Origin of the sequence: Hymenobacter duratus, assembly GCF_014698995.1 — a bacterium.
Classification (GTDB): domain Bacteria; phylum Bacteroidota; class Bacteroidia; order Cytophagales; family Hymenobacteraceae; genus Hymenobacter; species Hymenobacter duratus.
In genome coordinates, this window is sequence record NZ_JACWZZ010000001.1 from 859,345 (window position 1) to 876,318 (window position 16,974).

The 16,974-nt window shown below is 60.6% G+C and carries 12 protein-coding genes; 7 read left to right on the forward strand and 5 right to left on the reverse strand.

Annotated features, from left to right (window positions below; genetic code table 11):
* Positions 1 to 50 precede the first annotated feature (50 nt).
* Positions 51 to 269: a CsbD family protein gene (locus IC231_RS03565; RefSeq protein WP_190783218.1), complete on the reverse strand. Its 219-nt coding sequence runs from the start codon at positions 267 to 269 to the stop codon at positions 51 to 53.
* A 244-nt stretch (positions 270 to 513) separates the two neighbouring features.
* Here IC231_RS03565 and IC231_RS03570 point away from each other — a divergent pair, with 244 nt between their 5' ends.
* On the forward strand, positions 514 to 2,055 hold the full coding sequence (locus tag IC231_RS03570) for a hypothetical protein (protein ID WP_190783219.1): 1,542 nt from the start codon (positions 514 to 516) through the stop codon (positions 2,053 to 2,055).
* A 130-nt stretch (positions 2,056 to 2,185) separates the two neighbouring features.
* Positions 2,186 to 2,605, forward strand: coding sequence for a DUF6799 domain-containing protein (locus IC231_RS03575; RefSeq protein WP_190783220.1), 420 nt, complete (start codon positions 2,186 to 2,188; stop codon positions 2,603 to 2,605).
* An 86-nt stretch (positions 2,606 to 2,691) separates the two neighbouring features.
* On the opposite strand, the gene IC231_RS03580 is transcribed toward IC231_RS03575, so the two are convergent.
* Positions 2,692 to 4,551 (reverse strand): WG repeat-containing protein, encoded by a 1,860-nt coding sequence (locus tag IC231_RS03580; protein ID WP_190783221.1) that lies wholly within the window; start codon positions 4,549 to 4,551, stop codon positions 2,692 to 2,694.
* A 141-nt stretch (positions 4,552 to 4,692) separates the two neighbouring features.
* Between IC231_RS03580 and IC231_RS03585 the strand changes: the two genes are divergently transcribed.
* Both IC231_RS03585 and IC231_RS03590 read left to right on the forward strand, forming a co-directional pair.
* A complete protein-coding gene (locus IC231_RS03585; protein ID WP_190783222.1) occupies positions 4,693 to 5,094 on the forward strand; it encodes a hypothetical protein in 402 nt (133 codons plus the stop codon).
* Between the two features lie 183 nt (positions 5,095 to 5,277).
* Positions 5,278 to 6,300, forward strand: coding sequence for a hypothetical protein (locus tag IC231_RS03590; RefSeq protein WP_211538840.1), 1,023 nt, complete (start codon positions 5,278 to 5,280; stop codon positions 6,298 to 6,300).
* A 40-nt stretch (positions 6,301 to 6,340) separates the two neighbouring features.
* Here IC231_RS03590 and IC231_RS03595 read toward each other — a convergent pair whose 3' ends face one another.
* A complete protein-coding gene (locus tag IC231_RS03595; RefSeq protein WP_190783223.1) occupies positions 6,341 to 6,868 on the reverse strand; it encodes an RlpA-like double-psi beta-barrel domain-containing protein in 528 nt (175 codons plus the stop codon).
* 441 nt (positions 6,869 to 7,309) lie between these two features.
* Here IC231_RS03595 and IC231_RS03600 point away from each other — a divergent pair, with 441 nt between their 5' ends.
* The 3 genes from IC231_RS03600 to odhB all read left to right on the forward strand — a co-directional run bounded on the left by IC231_RS03600 (position 7,310) and on the right by odhB (position 13,443).
* Complete coding sequence (locus IC231_RS03600) at positions 7,310 to 8,497, forward strand: SMP-30/gluconolactonase/LRE family protein (protein ID WP_190783224.1); 1,188 nt, start codon at positions 7,310 to 7,312, stop codon at positions 8,495 to 8,497.
* Positions 8,498 to 8,788: 291 nt separating this feature from the next.
* Positions 8,789 to 11,638 carry a 2-oxoglutarate dehydrogenase E1 component gene (locus tag IC231_RS03605; RefSeq protein ID WP_190783225.1) on the forward strand — a complete coding sequence of 950 codons (2,850 nt, stop codon included), beginning with the start codon at positions 8,789 to 8,791 and terminating at the stop codon, positions 11,636 to 11,638.
* A 128-nt stretch (positions 11,639 to 11,766) separates the two neighbouring features.
* Positions 11,767 to 13,443 (forward strand): 2-oxoglutarate dehydrogenase complex dihydrolipoyllysine-residue succinyltransferase, encoded by a 1,677-nt coding sequence (gene odhB / locus IC231_RS03610; protein WP_190783226.1) that lies wholly within the window; start codon positions 11,767 to 11,769, stop codon positions 13,441 to 13,443.
* A gap of 175 nt (positions 13,444 to 13,618) precedes the next feature.
* Here the strand turns inward: odhB and IC231_RS03615 are convergent, their stop codons facing one another.
* The gene (locus IC231_RS03615; RefSeq protein WP_190783227.1) at positions 13,619 to 14,008 is read right to left on the reverse strand and encodes a group III truncated hemoglobin; all 390 of its coding nucleotides are present in this window, start codon (positions 14,006 to 14,008) and stop codon (positions 13,619 to 13,621) included.
* 142 nt (positions 14,009 to 14,150) lie between these two features.
* The gene (locus IC231_RS03620; protein WP_211538842.1) at positions 14,151 to 16,919 is read right to left on the reverse strand and encodes an alpha-L-rhamnosidase-related protein; all 2,769 of its coding nucleotides are present in this window, start codon (positions 16,917 to 16,919) and stop codon (positions 14,151 to 14,153) included.
* Between the last annotated feature and the right edge of the window lie 55 nt (positions 16,920 to 16,974).

Sequence of the window (16,974 nt, forward strand, 5' to 3'; positions counted from 1 at the left end):
CTCAGCTACAGTAGCTAAGGCCTTTGTTGAGTGTGAGGCAGCTTCTGCCGCTAGAAAGTGCGCTGAAACCAGTTTTTGATATCGTCAATCGTCTCGCCGGTTTTGTGCTGAAGGCGGCCAAACCACTCATCCTGCTTACCTTCTTCGTAGTCCAGATCGTCGTCGGTCAGGCTGCCCCATTTCTGTTTAGCCTGTCCTTTGATTTCGTTCCAGTTGCCGCGAGCCCGCAGTTCGGTGCTGTCGTCGATGCCGTTGTTATTAGCGTCCATGGGAGTTGAGAAGTTAGGTGGTCAATAGAGTCGGCTATACGCCCGCGTCCTGTTCAGGTTCAGCCATGCCCGAATTTTGCTCCTTCCCGGTGGTGGTCAGCCTCCGCCACTGCCGGCTCAGGCGCCACCTGCCAGTATGCAGTTGGTTCCTGAGCCAAAACATACGTCCTTTATTTCAGCATAAGGCAGCCAGCAGCCTGCCACTTGGCTTAGCCACTTATTCTGATTGCCAGCGCCTTCCATTATGGACGACCTTCGTACGACGTTAGCCACCTTTTCACCCGAAGACCGGAAGGAATTCGTCCGGTTTATCCAGCGGCAGAAGCGCAAATCCAAGGGCCGCATGGATGTGCAGTTGTGCGAGTTGCTGCTTCATACACGCGAGTACACCACCCCGCAGCTACTCAGCAAGCTGTACCCCGACGAGCCGAACCCCACGGCGTATTATGCGCTGCGCAAGCGCCTGCTGCGCCACATCACCGATTATCTGCTGCTCCGTCAGCACCAGCAAGACCCAACCACGGCCTCCTCCGTGCGAGGGCTACTGACGCTGGCGCAGTATCTGTTTGAAGCCGGTATACCCCGGCTGGCTTGGTCGATGCTGCACAAAGCCGAGAAGCTGGCCCGCACCAATGAGCAGTTTGAGCTGCTGAACACCGTCTATAACCTGCAGATAGCGCAGGCCGGCAGCGAATACGCCGACGAGCTGGAAGACATTATCCGGCGGCGCCATCTCAACAAAAAAGCCGCTGACGAAGAGGAGCGCGCCGGTATTGCCGACAGCCTCATCCGGCAGCGCCTGCGGCAGGCCCGCGTGAAAGGGCGGGCCGGGGAAGCCTTCGATGGTATTCTGCAGGATGTGCTGCGCGAGTATGATCTGCAGGAAGCGTTTGCCCGCCGTCCTTCGGTGCTGTACCGGCTGATGTCCATTGCGCGCAGTGCCATGCTCGTACGCCGGGATTTTGTATCGTTTGCGCCGTTTGTGCAGCGCTGCTACCACATCATGGAAAAGCGCCACGGGTTTCAGCCGGCGCACCGCTACTATCAGTTGGGGTTGCTATATATGGTGGCACACGCGCAGTACCGTACCCGGCGGTTTCAGGAATCGGTGCAGTACTTGGGGCAGCTGCGGGCCGTGCTGAGCGAAGCAGGCGCCCAGGGCTACCACAACGAGTGGCTGCCGCGCTATACGTTTCTGCTGGCCGCCAACTACGCCTTCCTGCGCCGCAACGCCGAGAGCATTCAGCTGCTGGAACAGGTTCTGCGCCAGACTAGCACCAGCCTTTCTACCCGCGACCTGCTCACGGCCCGCTTGGGGCTGGCATTCCACTACTTTGCCGAAGGCCAGTTCCATAAAACCAACCAGACCCTTATCGGTATTGGCCGCTCCGACCACTGGTGCGAGCAGGAAATGGGGCTGGAATGGACGCTAAACAAGAATATGGGCGAAATGCTGGTGCAGTTTGAGTTGGGCAACCCTGATCTGGCCCTGAACCGGCTGCGGGCCATCGAGCGGGTACTGCGGGAGCGGTTTACGGCCGATGGTGGCGGCTACGCGGCTATTCTGGGCTACCTGGGTCTGGTGCGCGAAATCATGGACGACCCGGCGGCGGCACAACGACCCGGCTTTGCGGAGCGGGTCCGACAGTTGCCCGCCTTTGCCCCGCTGGAGCAGGAAGATTTGCAGGCGCTGAGCTTCTACGGCTGGCTTCATGCCCGCATGAAAGGCCGCCCTTACTACGAAGTACTTCTGGAACTGTCGGGCGGTGCAGCGGCAGTGGCTTGAGAAGCAGCGAAGCTTTCCTGTCCAATAAAACACAGTGATACAGAGTTTGTTTCGCTGCTTTTAAGTGAGCTTTCCAACATGCGCAGCACCTGCCGCGTAGGGCAGGTGCTCTGTCTTTCTGTTTTCTCTGATGAATTTATTTCTGCGCGGCCTGCTCTGTCTGCTGCTAGTTTTGCCTGCCACAGTCCTTGCGCAAACCAACGACGGATTTATCCGGCGCGACGGCACTATGTACGTGCTTCGCAATGGCCAGCCGCGCCCGATGCCGCATGATGTACACCTGCCCAACGGCCGTACTGTCACGCACGATGGGTTTGTGGTGGAGCCCGGAGGCCAGCGCACGGAACTGCGCGACGGCAGCGGCTGCGACCTTACGGGCAGTACTGCTACAGTTGCCACGCAGGCTGGCCGGGTAGTGCTGGCACCTGCAGCCGTTGGTACCGGACCTGTGTTCGTGCAGGCCGCAGCGGGCAACAACCTAAGCCGCTGGGCCGGCTGGCGCGGCAAAGGCCACTACAAAAAGCGCAAGCACAAAAAGCACGGGAAATAGAGCGGCAGCCTGCTCACGCCCGACCCGCGAGCTGCCGATACGGTACCTGCCGGCCTGGTTTACGTGCCTGATAGAACTGCCGGTGGCTATTTCACTTCGTCGGCATCGGTGTCAATGAAGAATGTGCGGCCCTGCTGCGTGACGCGGGCCCGGCCATCCATAAAATCGGCCGCGTTGCTGTACTGCGCGAAAGGCTCGGTGCCGCTGGCAGGGTCCTGCAGGTACTCCTCGGTAATAAAGGTGTACTGCCCGTTGCGCTTCACACGCGCCAGCCCGTTTCGGAACGGATAAGCCTCCTGAAAAATAACCGGGTTTTCCGGTTGCTCATTGGGGTTGGTGATGTAAAACCAGCCCCGGCGGTCGAGCACGGCCGCCTTCCCGGCACTGAACGGCAGGGCATTGTAATAGTAGAAGCTGCTCTCTTGCCCGTCTTCATTCAGAAACGTGTAGAGCTTCCCGACCCGGGCGCGGGCGTAGCCCTCCGCGTAAGGTTGTAGCGCATCGTAGGCTGGCGGCACCACTTCCCGGCCCTCCTCATCGATGAACCCGAAACTGCCCTCGTGCTCCACAATGGCGCGCCCATCTTCCTGGAAGCTCTCCGCTGCTGTGTAGCGAGCCGGTACCAGCGTATCGCCATGGGCCGTGAGGTAGCCCCACTTTCCCTGCTCCTGAAACGGAACCGGCGGCCCGGCTGTAACAGTTCGTACACCCCACCACAGCAGCAGCGCCGCCAGCACACCCGCCCCGCCAATAGCGGCCCGGGCCCGGTACCGCCGCCATTGCCGCAGATACTGCTTGGCCTGCCGCCAGTTGCGGGTACCAGTCTGGGGTGCCTGGGCAGAGCTTGGCTGTTGCAGCTGCAGCATGAGGGCTTCCAGCTGCCTGATGCGGCTATCCAGCGCCCGGTTGCGGTCCTCCAAATCGTTGCGGGATGCTTGCATGGCTGCTTCCAGACGCTCCTTTTCCCGGTTTTCGGTAGCGAGGCGGGCCTGCAGGTTTTGAGCTTCGGGCGTAACGGGAGGCGCGGCAGCCAGCTGCTCCCGCAGCTGCGCAATACTTTGCTCCCGTTCTTTCTCCCGGGTTTCCAGGGCACGCAGCTGTTCCCCGAGCTCGGCCTGCATGCTCGCTCGGATGCGTTCCAGCTCCTCCTTCTGTTGCTGCGGGGCCGTGGCATAGGTGTCGGCGGGTAGCTGGTCGGGCTCGTCGTGGGCAATGTCCTCGGCTCCCAGCCAGCGCCAGAACCAGCCTGCCGCCCGCCGGATCTGGCTGGCTTCTTCGGAGGGGGCAGTTGCTGCAGAAGCAGGAGCCGCGGCAAAAGAAGCCGCTTGCCCGGTGGGTGGCTCGAGGCCGGCGTGGGGCTGCGCAGAAGCCAGCTCTTGCGCCAGTTGGGCAATGTCGGCCGGGGTGAGGTCTATTTCCGGGGTGCTCAGCTGGCGCAGTCGGCGGGTGCAGCGCGCCGGATCAGGCAGCAGATGGAAACTGCTGCTGGCGGGCACGCTACTCATGCGCTGCTCCACCTCGGGTCCCAGCACTACAGGCGCTTCAAACAAAACCAGCCCCGAAATAAAGTTCAGGTTGGCGGCCTCGGGAGGCAGCTGCGGCCGGAGCCAGGCCGCCAGCGCTTCTTTCTGCCGGCTGAACTGCTGAAAAGGATTGTCGGCCCCTCCGGAGCCAGTCAGAGGCTGGTTGTTGAGGCGCCAGGCACCGTATCCGAAATCAGGCATGTGGAGCGGCCCGCCCCCGGCAACCAGCAGCAGCAGCACGATGCTGTGAGGCCGGATGAGCACGGCGTCGAGCGTTTCGCTGTCCGCTCCGGAAAGAGACAGGTTGCCCAGCAGCAGAGTAGCCGGAGCAGTGGTTTCGGCCAGCAGGGCGGCTTGCAGGGCATCGAACTGCTGCTGGCGAAAGGAATCAGAAAATGGAGCAGCTTGGTAAGTGTGGAGCATACGGAGGCGGGAGGGGGGGGGCACGGCCGCACAAGGGCAGCCGGCTGCCTTGTACGAGCGGAGTGCCGGCATGGTCACCCAACTTTTCCGCCACGGCTTAAGTATAGAGAAACACTTTCTTCCGCTTACAACTTTCGCCCCATGGACTCTACGGCCTCGACCCCGCAAACGCCCCAGACACCTACCGTACCGCTTAGCGTGACTGATCAGCAGAATACGGCACTCCTGGAAGATACCCTCACCCTGCTCAATGCGGGCATTCCCAATCAGGCCAGCCAGCACGGTCTGGCTGAAATTGAGCGGTGGCAGGAGGTGCTGCGAGCATCAGAACGAACCGGCCTGGCCAAAATAATCCAGGAGCTGGATACGCTACGCGAGCAGCTGGCCGCCTCCGATACGCAGCCGCATGAGCTGGCCGAAACGCTGGCCACGCTGGGCGCTGAAACCACCAAAGTAGCCGAGGAGGTGCGGGATGACTATTCAGGGCCGCTTACACAGCTGGGCAAAGTGCTCATCAAAATAGGCTCTTCGCTTTCCCGCTAGCCCGAGAGGCTACCTACCAAACTGAAAATTCCCGCCTGCCCGCCGACCTGATGAGGTTGGCCGGCAGGCGGGAATTTTTGTTATCGTTTTGATGATGAGATGGATAGAGAAATGTAGACGCCGAATCAGTGAAAGCTGGAAATGTGCCAGCTACTTTTGCCTGACTTTGCGGTTCACTGATCTATGTCTGGTTTCCCCTTTTCCTCTGCTCTTCCCGACCTTACGCTCTATGACCCTTTCGGGGGCATGCGCTTCGGGCCGCAGCACTGTTTTCTGTGCGGCACTTCCATCACGCCCGGCACCGACGTCGTGCCGGTATTTGCCGAATGGCTGATGACGCGCTACCAGCTGCATGAGCGCCAGATCAAGCTGCTCGATATGCGCATTGTGGCTTACCAGGACCTGCATATTGCCTGCTGCTCTCGCTGCCGGACGCAGCATGTAGAGCCGCTGGAAGCCGCCGTGGAAGCCGCTGCCAGCCAGGGGCCGGAAGGTCTCCGGGTACTGGATGAGAAAACGCTGTTTCTGTGGCTGGGCAAGATGTTCTACGGGGTACTCGTCACCGAACTGCTCAACGAACTGGAGCCGCTGGCGAGGCCGCAATACCCGCTGGCCGAAAACGCGCAGATGCTACGCCGCTTTCAAGCTTTTTTTCAGACTTTTCAGGCCCTGCGGGTGCCTATCGAGTTTGACGATTTCATGCCGGCTTCCGTTTTCATACTTGAAACCGACCCGGCCCAGGACGCAATTTCCTTCGAATATGACGACGACCTGACCACGCTGGTGTTCAGCATCAAGCTGGGTGCTATGGTGTTGACTACCTGCTTGGTAGATAATGGAATTATCCGGCAGGCGATGCGCCGTGTGTACGAAGATGCCCGTCGCCCTCTGCACCCGATTCAGGTAGCTGAGTTCAAGGCGCGCGTGTATTATGCCGCCTATCTGCTGAACGTGGTACCCGATTACTACGCGCGCCCGGTTCACCCCGGCGACGACCATCTGGTATACGACTCAGTTATCGACGACGTAACCGGCGACATATTCAACCCGTGGGAGAATAGCGCCTATGGGCAGTCGTTGCTGGAAATGTGGAAGCGTTGGCAGATTCCGACAGAAGAAATCATGCGCGACCCGCAGCAGCCGCTAAGCTTCCTCTACGACGAGCACGGGCAACCCCGGGAGGTGGCGCGCTATCCGCCGGAGTAGCAGACGCGAGGGCCGGTATCGGGAAGGCGGGCTTCTGCGGTTAGCTGGCCTGCCAAACAGGCTCAAACTTGAATTTGGTGAGCTTGATATTGGTCCAGCGGCCTTCGAGGCCACTTTTACACTCTTTCTCATTCACCAGCACGTCCACGCAGTGGCGGTGGCGACGATTCATCGTATCGTGGATGATATAGATGCCATCCAATGCATCAGAAATGCCGCTCACGCGCACTTTATCACCGTATTTGAACGGTCCGCCCCAATGGCTGAGTAGGTCGCGGGATACGGCCAGCCAGCGGGTTTTGCTGGAATGGCGGGTTGGAATGATGGAGCCGTCGGCAGTTTCCATCGGGGCATCATCGGTCTGGCCCACTTCGGGCCAGTAAGTAGTAGCCGTAACAGTGTAGGCTAGCGTTTGGGGAGGCAGAATACGCTTGATAGGCGTTGCCGGTACTGCTAAAGCTACCGGGCGGGGGCTAATGCTGGCTACCGTGGAAGGAAGCGCAAGCGCCGAAACAGGGAAGGTACGGGGAGGGAAGAGGAAGGTCAGTAGGAATAACGCAATGGACATGACGTTTGGGTTCGTGGACTCTCACTTGGCCCGGAGAGGATGGACTGCCGGCCCGACTCGGCTACAGGAAAGGCGCCATCTACATTAGTAGAGAAAAAACGCCTTTTAAAGTATGATGAGCGGCGATTAGGCCGCAAATGTGCAGATTTGAGAAGTAAATAGGGTTTAAATATAGATAATTGTAATAATAAATTGCACTTACAAAATGATGTCATTTTGAAGGCTACAAAGGTAAGAGGTTTTTTTTAAATGAGGCAAAGTGCAATTGCTAACTATATTAGTTTAACTGCTGCCCGGATGATAGATAGTTGACGCCCCCATACGAGTCAGGGCCACCTGGAGTTTTAACCACTTCAATAACCCACTTCAGTTCAAAGCGTATGCACTGCACAGTGTGCTAATGGTAGCACACTCTTGGCTTGGCCCTGTTGCTTTATTCATATGAATCTGATTTCTCCATCCCGGTTCTGGCTGTTGAACCTCGGCCTGGCTGCCGCCTTGCTGCCCGCCTGTTCCTCGCCTTCCGCACCTGTCACCGATGCCAGCGGCACCGCCGCCACTACCGATTCCGCCCAGACAACTGCGCCCGTAGCGCCGGCCAACTCGCCGCTGCAGGTGGTGGCCCAGTTCCGGGAGCCGCAGATGGTGGGCGTGGCCGTGCTGCCCGACGGCCGCGTGTTTGCCGACTTCCCGCGCTGGGACAACAACCCCGTGAACCCCATTGCGGAGGTGATGCCCGACGGTTCAGTGAAAGGCTACCCCGACGCCGACTGGTGCGCCTGGAATGAAACCGTGAAGAACGAGCCCCAGAAGCACTGGATCTGCCCCCAGAGCGTGCATGCTGACAAAACCGGGATGCTGTGGGTGCTCGATCCGGCCTCGCCCGGCATCAAGGGCACGGTGCCCGGCGGCCCCAAACTGGTCAAGATTGACCCCAAAACCGACAAAGTGGTGCAGAACATCAGCATCCCGGAAAGCGTGGCCTCACGCAAATCCTACCTCAACGACGTCCGCATCGATACCCAGAACCAGTACGCCTACATCACCGAATCGGGAGTAGGCAGTCTGGTGGTGGTGGACTTGAAGTCGGGTAAGGCGCGGAAGCTGCTGGCGGGCCACTCCTCGATGATGGGCGACACCACGCTCAACATCAAGGCCGACGGCAAGGAACTGATTGATGCCACTGGCAAGCGCGCCCAGTTCAACGCCGACGGCATTGCCCTGAGCCAGGATATGCAGTACCTCTACTGGAAGCCCCTGACCAGCTACACCCTGTTCCGCATCAAAACGGAAGCCCTGCGCAACCCCGCCCTCACGGATGCCCAATTAGCCAAGCAAATTGAGGACTTGGGCAAAGTGCCCGCCTCCGACGGCATGGAAATCGATGCCCAGAACAATCTGTATCTGAGCGCCTTCGAGGACCACTCCATCAAGCGCCGCACGCCGGCCGGCAAAATCGAGACGGTGGTGCAGGACCCGCGCCTGGAATGGCCCGACACGTTTGCTTTCTCTGGCGACGGTAAAACCCTGTACGTGACCACCTCGTCCATCCACAAAACCGCCACTTGGAACAAGGGCATCGGCAAGCAGGACCAGCCCTACTACATCTTCAAGATGGCATTGAAGTAGCACCGCAGGCAGTAACACGAACCTTGCAGTTCGCGTCCCCGTGCCGTAACAACGGTAGTCGTTCGGGGGCGCGAACTGCAAAGTTCGCGCTACTGCTTCACCGAAAGCCGTTTCTGTTCAACGGGAGCGGCTTTTGTATTTATTTGATAGATTGGACATCGGTACCTGTGTAAGAAACACAGGCGGAATTATCTAGTTGATTAGCAGGTTTATGTGTACATGCGCATATCAGTTTTTGCTTCCTGATCAGTCTATTTACCTTTACCCCCTGACACCACCAGTTCCCACCGCATGGACGCCAACTCTTATATCGCCAACGCCCACGGCGACTACCTCGACAACCTGTACCAGTCTTACAAGGCCGACCCGCAGTCGGTGGATGCGAGCTGGCAGAAATTCTTTGAAGGCTTCGACTTCGCCCAGCAGTACCCCGAGGACGGGATGCCGCAGGCCGATGGCGAAGGCGTGCTGACCACCTCGGCCAGCACCAACCAGGCCGGCGCCGTCCGGGCCGTGGACACGGTAGCGGCCGACAAGGAAACGCAGGTGCGCAACCTCATTCACGCCTACCGCAGCCGCGGCCACTTGGTGGCCAAAACGAACCCGGTGCGCGAGCGGAAGGACCGCAAGGCCCGCCTGAGCATTGCCGACTTCGGGTTGAGCGACGCCGACCTCGATACCAAGTTCAAGAACGGTGAAGTGCTGGGCTTGGGCTCGGAAGCCACGCTGCGCGAGATTGTGGCCGCCCTGCAAAAGGTGTACACCCGCACCATCGGCTTCGAGTACATGTACATCCGCGACCCGCAGGTGCTCGACTGGTTCCGCGAGAAAGTGGAGAAGGACTCGCTGAGCTTTAACCCCGGCGTGGAGTACAAGAAGCGCATCCTCAAGAAGCTGAACGAGGCCGTAGTGTTCGAGAACTTCCTGCACACGAAGTTCCTGGGTCAGAAGCGCTTCTCGCTGGAAGGCGGTGAATCGACGATTCCGGCCCTCGACGCTATTATTAATAAGGCTTCGGAGCTGGGCGTGCAGGAGGTGATGATTGGCATGGCCCACCGCGGCCGCTTGAACGTGCTGGCCAACATCATGGGCAAAACCTACGAGCAGATCTTCTCGGAATTCGAGGGGACGGCCGTACCGGACCTGACCATGGGCGACGGCGACGTGAAGTACCACATGGGCTACTCGTCGGAGGTAGAAGCTGAGGGCGGCCAAAAGGTGAACCTGAAGCTGGCCCCCAACCCCTCCCACCTGGAGGCGGTGAACCCGGTGGTGGAAGGCTTCGTGCGCGCCAAGATTGAGCACCAGTATGGTGGCGACTACCACCAGATTCTGCCCATCCTCATCCACGGCGACGCGGCGCTGGCCGGCCAGGGCATCGGCTACGAGCTGACCCAGATGTCGTTGCTGGAAGGCTACCGCACCGGCGGCACGCTGCACTTCGTGATTAACAACCAGGTGGGCTTCACCACCGATTTCGAGGACGCCCGTTCTTCGATTTACAGCACCGACCTCGCGAAGATCATCGACGCGCCGGTGCTGCACGTGAACGGCGACGACCCCGAGGCCGTGGTGTTTGCCGTGCGCCTCGCCACCGAGTACCGCCAGCAGTTCCACGCCGATATCTTTATTGATATGGTGTGCTACCGCCGCCACGGCCACAACGAGTCGGACGAGCCCAAGTTCACCCAGCCCACGCTCTACAACCTCATCAGCAAGCACCAGAACCCCCGCGAGGTGTACAACGCCATGCTGGTGCAGCGCGGCGACGTGGACGCGCAGCTAGCCCAGCAGATGGACAAGGAGTTCCGCGACACCCTGCAGGCCCGCCTGGATATGGTGAAGCAGAAGCCGCTGCCCTACAACTACCAAGCCCTCGAAAATGAGTGGCGCAGCCTGCGCCGCAGCAAGCCCAAGGACTTCGAGAAGTCGCCGGAAACGGGCATCAGCGAGGAAGTGGTAGCCAAAGTAGGCAAGGCCCTGACCACGCTGCCCGAAGGCTTCCGCCCCCTGAAGCAGATTGAAAAGCTGATGGAGGAGCGCAAGAAGATGTTCTTCGAAACGCGCATTCTGAACTGGGCCGCCGGCGAGCTGCTGGCCTATGGCTCCCTGCTCGACGAGAAACATATTGTGCGCGTGAGCGGCCAGGACGTGCAGCGCGGCACGTTCTCGCACCGCCACGCCGTGCTGCACGACGCCGAAACCTCAGCCCCGTACAACTCGCTCAACTACATTGGCGAAGGCCAGGAGAAGCTGAGCATCTACAACTCGCTGCTGAGCGAGTACGCGGTACTGGGCTTCGAATTCGGCTACGCCATGGCCAACCCCACGGCCCTGGTGATCTGGGAAGCCCAGTTCGGCGACTTCGCCAACGGTGCCCAGACCATGATTGACCAGTTCATCGTGTCGTCGGAAAGCAAGTGGCAGCGCATGAACGGTGTGGTGCTGCAGCTGCCCCACGGCTACGAAGGCCAGGGCCCGGAGCACTCCAACGCCCGCCCCGAGCGCTTCCTGCAGCTGGCCGCCGAAAACAACATCATCGTGGCCAATATGACCACGCCGGCCAACTTCTTCCACGCCCTGCGCCGCCAGCTGACCTGGGAGTTCCGCAAGCCGCTAGTGGTGATGTCGCCCAAGTCGATGCTGCGCCACCCGCTGTGCGTATCGCCGGTGGAGGAGTTCACCTCCGGCCACTTCCGCGAGGTGCTCGGCGACGTGTACGCCGACGCCAAGAAGGTGAAGCGCGTGCTGCTGTGCTCGGGCAAAGTGTACTTCGACCTGCTGGACGAGCAGCAGCAGTCGGGCCGCACCGACGTGGCCATTGTGCGCCTAGAGCAGCTGCACCCCTTCCCCAAGAAGCAGCTCGATGCCGAGCTGGCCAAGTACCCCAAAGCCAAGCTGTACTGGGTGCAGGAAGAGCCTGAGAACATGGGCTACTGGAACTACCTGCTGCGCTTCATGCGCCGCGAGCTGGAAGACGTGATTTCGCGTAAGCCCTCGGCCTCGCCGGCTACCGGCTACAACAAGGTGCACGTGAAGGAGCAGAAGGACCTCGTGGCCCGCGCCTTCGACAAGCCCAAGGAAGCCGTGGCCGACGACAACATCAAAGCCACCGCCGAAGTAGCCAAGAAGCAGGACTAGTCCTGGGTCATTCCGAGCAGCGCGAGGAATCTGAGTGAAAACGGACAACGGCTTCACCCAGATTCCTCCTGCGTCGGAACGACAACTTCCCCGACATTCCCCACCGAAACCCTTCAAAACTCCCACTTATGGGTCTGGAAATTAAAATCCCCGCCGTCGGCGAGTCTATCACCGAAGTAACCATTGCCAAGTGGCTCAAAGCCGACGGTGACACCGTGAAGCGCGACGAGATTCTGGCCGAGCTGGAATCCGACAAAGCCACGTTCGAGCTGCCCGCCGAGGTCGACGGCGTACTGAAAATCCGCGTTGCCGAGGGCGAAACCATCGGCATCGGCACCACCATTGCCGAAATTGACGGCGACGGTGCTGCCGCCGCGCCAGCCGCTTCGGCTCCGGCCGCTGCTCCGGCTGCCGAAGCCGCTCCCGCTGCCGACCCCGTGAGCAAGGGCGAGGAAAACCCCAAAGCCAGCGACCAGGCCGGCTACGGCGGCCAGCCCGAAGGCGGTGCCGGTTCCGGTGCCCCAGCCGATGCCGCTCCGGCTGCCGGTAACGGCGGCGGTGGAACCGTAGAAATGACGATTCCGGCCGTGGGCGAATCCATCACGGAAGTGACGGTGGCCAAGTGGCTGAAGGAAGACGGCGCCCAGGTACAGCGCGACGAAATCATTGCCGAACTGGAATCGGACAAGGCCACGTTTGAGCTGCCCGCCGAAGGCACCGGCACGCTGCGCCACGCCGCCAAGGAAGGCGAAACCATCGGCATCGGTGCTACTATTGCCCGTATCGAAGGCGGCAGCGGTGCCGCCGCTCCGGCTGCGGCTCCCGCCGCTGCACCAGCCGCTGCCCAGGCTGCTCCGGCCGCCGCGGCTCCGGCTGCTTCGGCAACCACCAGCTACGCTACTGGCACGCCTTCGCCGGCGGCCGGCAAAATTCTTGGTGAGAAAGGCATCAGCCCCGCCGACGTGCAGGGCTCGGGCCGCGACGGCCGCATTACCAAAGATGACGCCCAGAATGCCCAGGCCAAGCCCGCCGCGCCGGCCCCGGCCGCTGCTGCTCCCGCCAAACCGGCTGCGGCTCCGCAGGCGGCTCCGGCCGCTAGCGGTAACCGCAACCAGCGCCGTGAGCGGATGAGCAACCTACGCAAGACGGTAGCCCGCCGTCTGGTGTCGGTGAAGAATGAAACGGCCATGCTCACCACCTTCAACGAGGTGAACATGCAGCCCATTATGGACCTGCGCAACAAGTTCAAGGACAAGTTCAAGGAGAAGCACAGCGTGGGCCTTGGCTTCATGTCGTTCTTCACCAAGGCCGTGTGCGTGGCGCTGAAAGAGTGGCCCGCCGTGAATGCCCAGATTGATGGCACCGACATCGTGTACAACGACTTCTGCGACATCAGCATTGCCGTATCGGCCCCCAAAGGACTGGTGGTGCCGGTAATCCGGAACGCCGAGGAGCTGTCGTTTGATGGTATCGAGAAGGAAATTCAGCGCCTCGCTGGCTTGGCCCGCGACAACAAGCTCACCATCGAGCAGATGACCGGCGGCACGTTCACCATCACCAACGGCGGTGTGTTCGGCTCCATGATGAGCACTCCGATCATCAACGCCCCGCAGTCGGCCATTCTGGGCATGCACAACATCGTGCAGCGTCCGATTGCCGAAAACGGCCAGGTGGTAATCCGCCCGATGATGTACCTGGCCTTGAGCTACGACCACCGCATCATCGACGGCCGCGAGTCGGTGTCGTTCCTGGTGCGCGTGAAGGAGCTGCTTGAGGATCCGACCCGTTTGCTGCTGGGCGTGTAAATCACGGATTTAACCGGATTAAGCGGATTTCACAGATTCCGTGAATCATAACAAAAAAGAGGCTTGCCGATTGGCAAGCCTCTTTTTTGTTATGATGAAATTCCAAGCAAGAAAAGCCGGGTTTGCGCCGACCACAAAATCCGTGAAATCCGCCTAATCCGGTTAAATCCGTGATTTAGTCGACTGGCAGCTCGCGGGTGCGGGAGGCACTGAGGCGGGTGGCCATCTGGCGGGCCAGTTGCTTGGCTTCTTCAGCTTTGGAACCAGTGAAATACTCTTCCACTGTTGAGGAAAACAGGTTCAGCCAGTGCTCTACGTGGGCCCCACTGCGCGGCAGAGCTACCTGCTCCGGCAGGGGCTCGCCTTCGGTAGCGCCCTGCCCCAGCAGCGTGCTGCTCCAGTAACGGTACTGCGACGTGAGGTAGTGCGGCCAGTGAATGCGGGCCGCGGCGCCAAAGCTGGCACCAAGCAGCGTGTCCTGCGTAGCCTTGTGGCACAGCGTATCAACGAGCGTCTTGATGTCGCCTTCAGTCTGAATGTCGTGGAGCGGGGCAGAGGTTTGCATAGACAAAGGAGGATGACAAGGTGGGCTTCCAACTACGTAGCGAATTTACGCAGGTTACGTGGCATTCGCTATGTAGCGGAGAAAATTTTATCCTTTCCTTTTTATATTATATTTATAGGGTGTTTTATCCCCATCTGGGACATTATTGCACGCGAATTAGGCGCAGCTGGTCCAATATTGCTTCATTCACGGCGCCGTTCATGTTCTCGTTGGCCGGATCCAGGGTCAGGGTTAGTACCGACTTGCCACGGGGCAGCTGTACCATAATGGGGTTAGTATATCCCCAGTCCGACCACTCGCCCATGCCGCGCTGCGGCAGCACTACCGTACCCAGCAATTGCGTCCCGAGGCGTAGTGTGCGAATCGCACATTTGTTGCTGGTGTTGATGGGGCCGTTGCCGTTGGCGTAGCGGAAATACAAGGCGTAAAGCCCCGCTGTCGGCACCGATACCGGTACCGTAAGGCGGCGGTTCAGGGTTTTGCTGATGTCAACAAAGCCACGGCCATTGTAGCCTTTGATACGGATAGCATAGTCTTTACGAAGATTTTCCACTTTCAAGGCTGTTGTCTCCAATTCCACCACCTGCGTGTAGCGGGCAGCCTCGGGCACCACCGGCTCGCTGGCGAAGCTCTCGAAGCCCTGGGCGTCGATGGCCACTACCTGATACTCGCTGAACGGCTGGCCAGTGGGGACGGGGTAGGTGGTTTCGGTGGTGCGGGCGGCAAACTGGCCGTTGCGCAGCACCTGGTAGGCACGGGCGCCCTCCACGACGGGCCACGCCAAAGCGCCGGCCGTGTAGCGCACGGCGGGCGTCGGGGGCGCTACGTGGTGGGTCACCTTGTTTTGCGACGAGGGCGCCAGCGGCGTGCTGGGTAGCTCAATACGGATGGTGTGCGCGCCAGTGAGGGTGGCTGGGATAGTGGCTTCGGGCAACGGCTGGCCGTCCAGCGTAATCCGTTGGATGCCCTGGCCGAAACCGGTCATTTCTATGTCCAGCACGGCGCCCCGGTACCGGAAGTTGGAAAGTCGGCGGGTGCCCGCCAGCGCCTGCGGCACAAACGGCCGGAACGTAAGCTGATTGGGCTGGAAATCCATGCCGAACAACCCCTTATACACCAGCCCCAGTGCGCCCGAGAGGCTCCAGATCATGTTGCTGCTGTTGATTTGGGTGCCGGCGAAGTCGCCGTTGCTGGCCACGAAGTTTTCCTTGTTGGTGAGGAACATGGCCGCGGGCCGGGCCACGGTCATCAGGCTCTCCAGGAAAGCCGTTTCGTTGCCGACTTTGGCCGCCGCCAGCCCCCAGTAGCTCTGCACGAAGGGCCACACGGCGTTGTTGTGGTAGGGCGGGATGCCCGAAATCTGTGGGTAGATGCACGGCACGCCGTAGTCCATAACGGGCGTGCGGGCCACCACGGTGCTGGCGCGGCTGCCTTCGGCCACCCCAAACAGCACCGCCAGCGCCTCGCCCAGCGCCTCCGCTTTCGGCGACACCTGCTGATGCACGCGGCCGTAACGGAACTGGCCGTAATAGCCCTTGTCCTCCAGCCACAGGTGTTGGTTGATACCTTGCTTGATGCGCGCGGCGCGGTCCTGCGCGTCGCGCGCTACGGCGGTTTCGCCCAGTTTTTCAGCCATCAGGCCCAGCACGATGTTGCCCTGATAGTGCGCGGCGTTGGTGCCCAGGTTTTCGCTCTGGTAGATGTCGGCGGGCTGCATCCACTTGGGGTAGGTCTGTTCGCGCCAGTCCAGAAACGACGATTCGCCGCGCACGAGGCTGGTTTGCGCATCATACGCCACCTGCTCGTCGTCTTCGATGGTGCGCCGGATGACAGGGTATGCTTGCCGCAGCCACGCTTCGTCGCCGGTGGCCAGGTAGATTTCCCAGGCCGCCGTGGCCCAGATAATCCGGTCGGTGGAAACGGGGTAGGCCCCGCCGGTGCCGGTGTCCTGAATGATGCGGCCTTCGGGCGTCACCTTGCGCAGCAGGCTGGTTTTGGCGGCTTCCGGCTGTAGCAGGGCCTGGCTCAGGATGATGCTGTAGCTGATGTCGCGGGTCCAGACGCCGGCCCACTCCTGGCCGGTGCGGAACGTGCCGTCGGGCTCCACGGCGCGCCGGGCTTCTTCCAGCGCCATATTATACAGCGCATCGAGCAGCGGAAAATCAGAAGTGAGCTGCGGCAGCGCCGATACGTCGAGCGTGGCCTGCCAGCGGGCGGCGGTGCTTTTCTGGTCGGAGTGGGCGTTGAGCACCACCGTGGTTTCGTAGATGCCGTTGCCGTCGGGGTCTTTCAGCTCCAGCGGCGGCTTATTAATCAGGTTGTCGAAGTCCCAGCTCAGCGGTGCAGTGTTGCCGGCCACGAATACGTGCTTGAAATCGGCTTGGTAGAGCTTCTGGCCGTTGTAAAGCGTGTAGTAGCTCTGCTTCCGGAAGGCGGCCAGCATGGGCCGCAGATCCAGCCGAATGGTGAGCGGCGTGTTGGGTGCCAGGTACTGGTTGGCCGGTACCGGGCGCTTGTCCACCGATTGCTGCCCGAACACGATAACCGGAGTTTCGAGGGCCGCACCGCCGGCGGCTGGCAAGGCCAGGAACAGGTGGTCCTGGCCGGGCGCCATTTCGTTGTCCTTGCCGTTGACACTGAACTTGAAGCTCACCTGCGGACTTTGAAACGCGTTGGCCGGGCTCTGATAGTTGGAGGTCAGCGCCTGGCGGGATAGCGCCCGCGCCGTATGCGGGCCCTGTACCACCGAATCACGGTAGACAGTGTAGGCGGCCGACTGCCACACGGGCACGGCCGGCGCCGCAGTCGGCGCGCTGGTAGCAGTTGGTTGGGAATTGGGTTTGGTCATCTGGCAGGCAGCAAGAAAGCCGAGGCCGAGCAGCAAGCCGGCGGAATAGGAGAGTTGGGACATAGCGTGAAGTAACGGGAAACGTCGTGGCGGAGAGAGCACGCAGTTGAGTACGAAA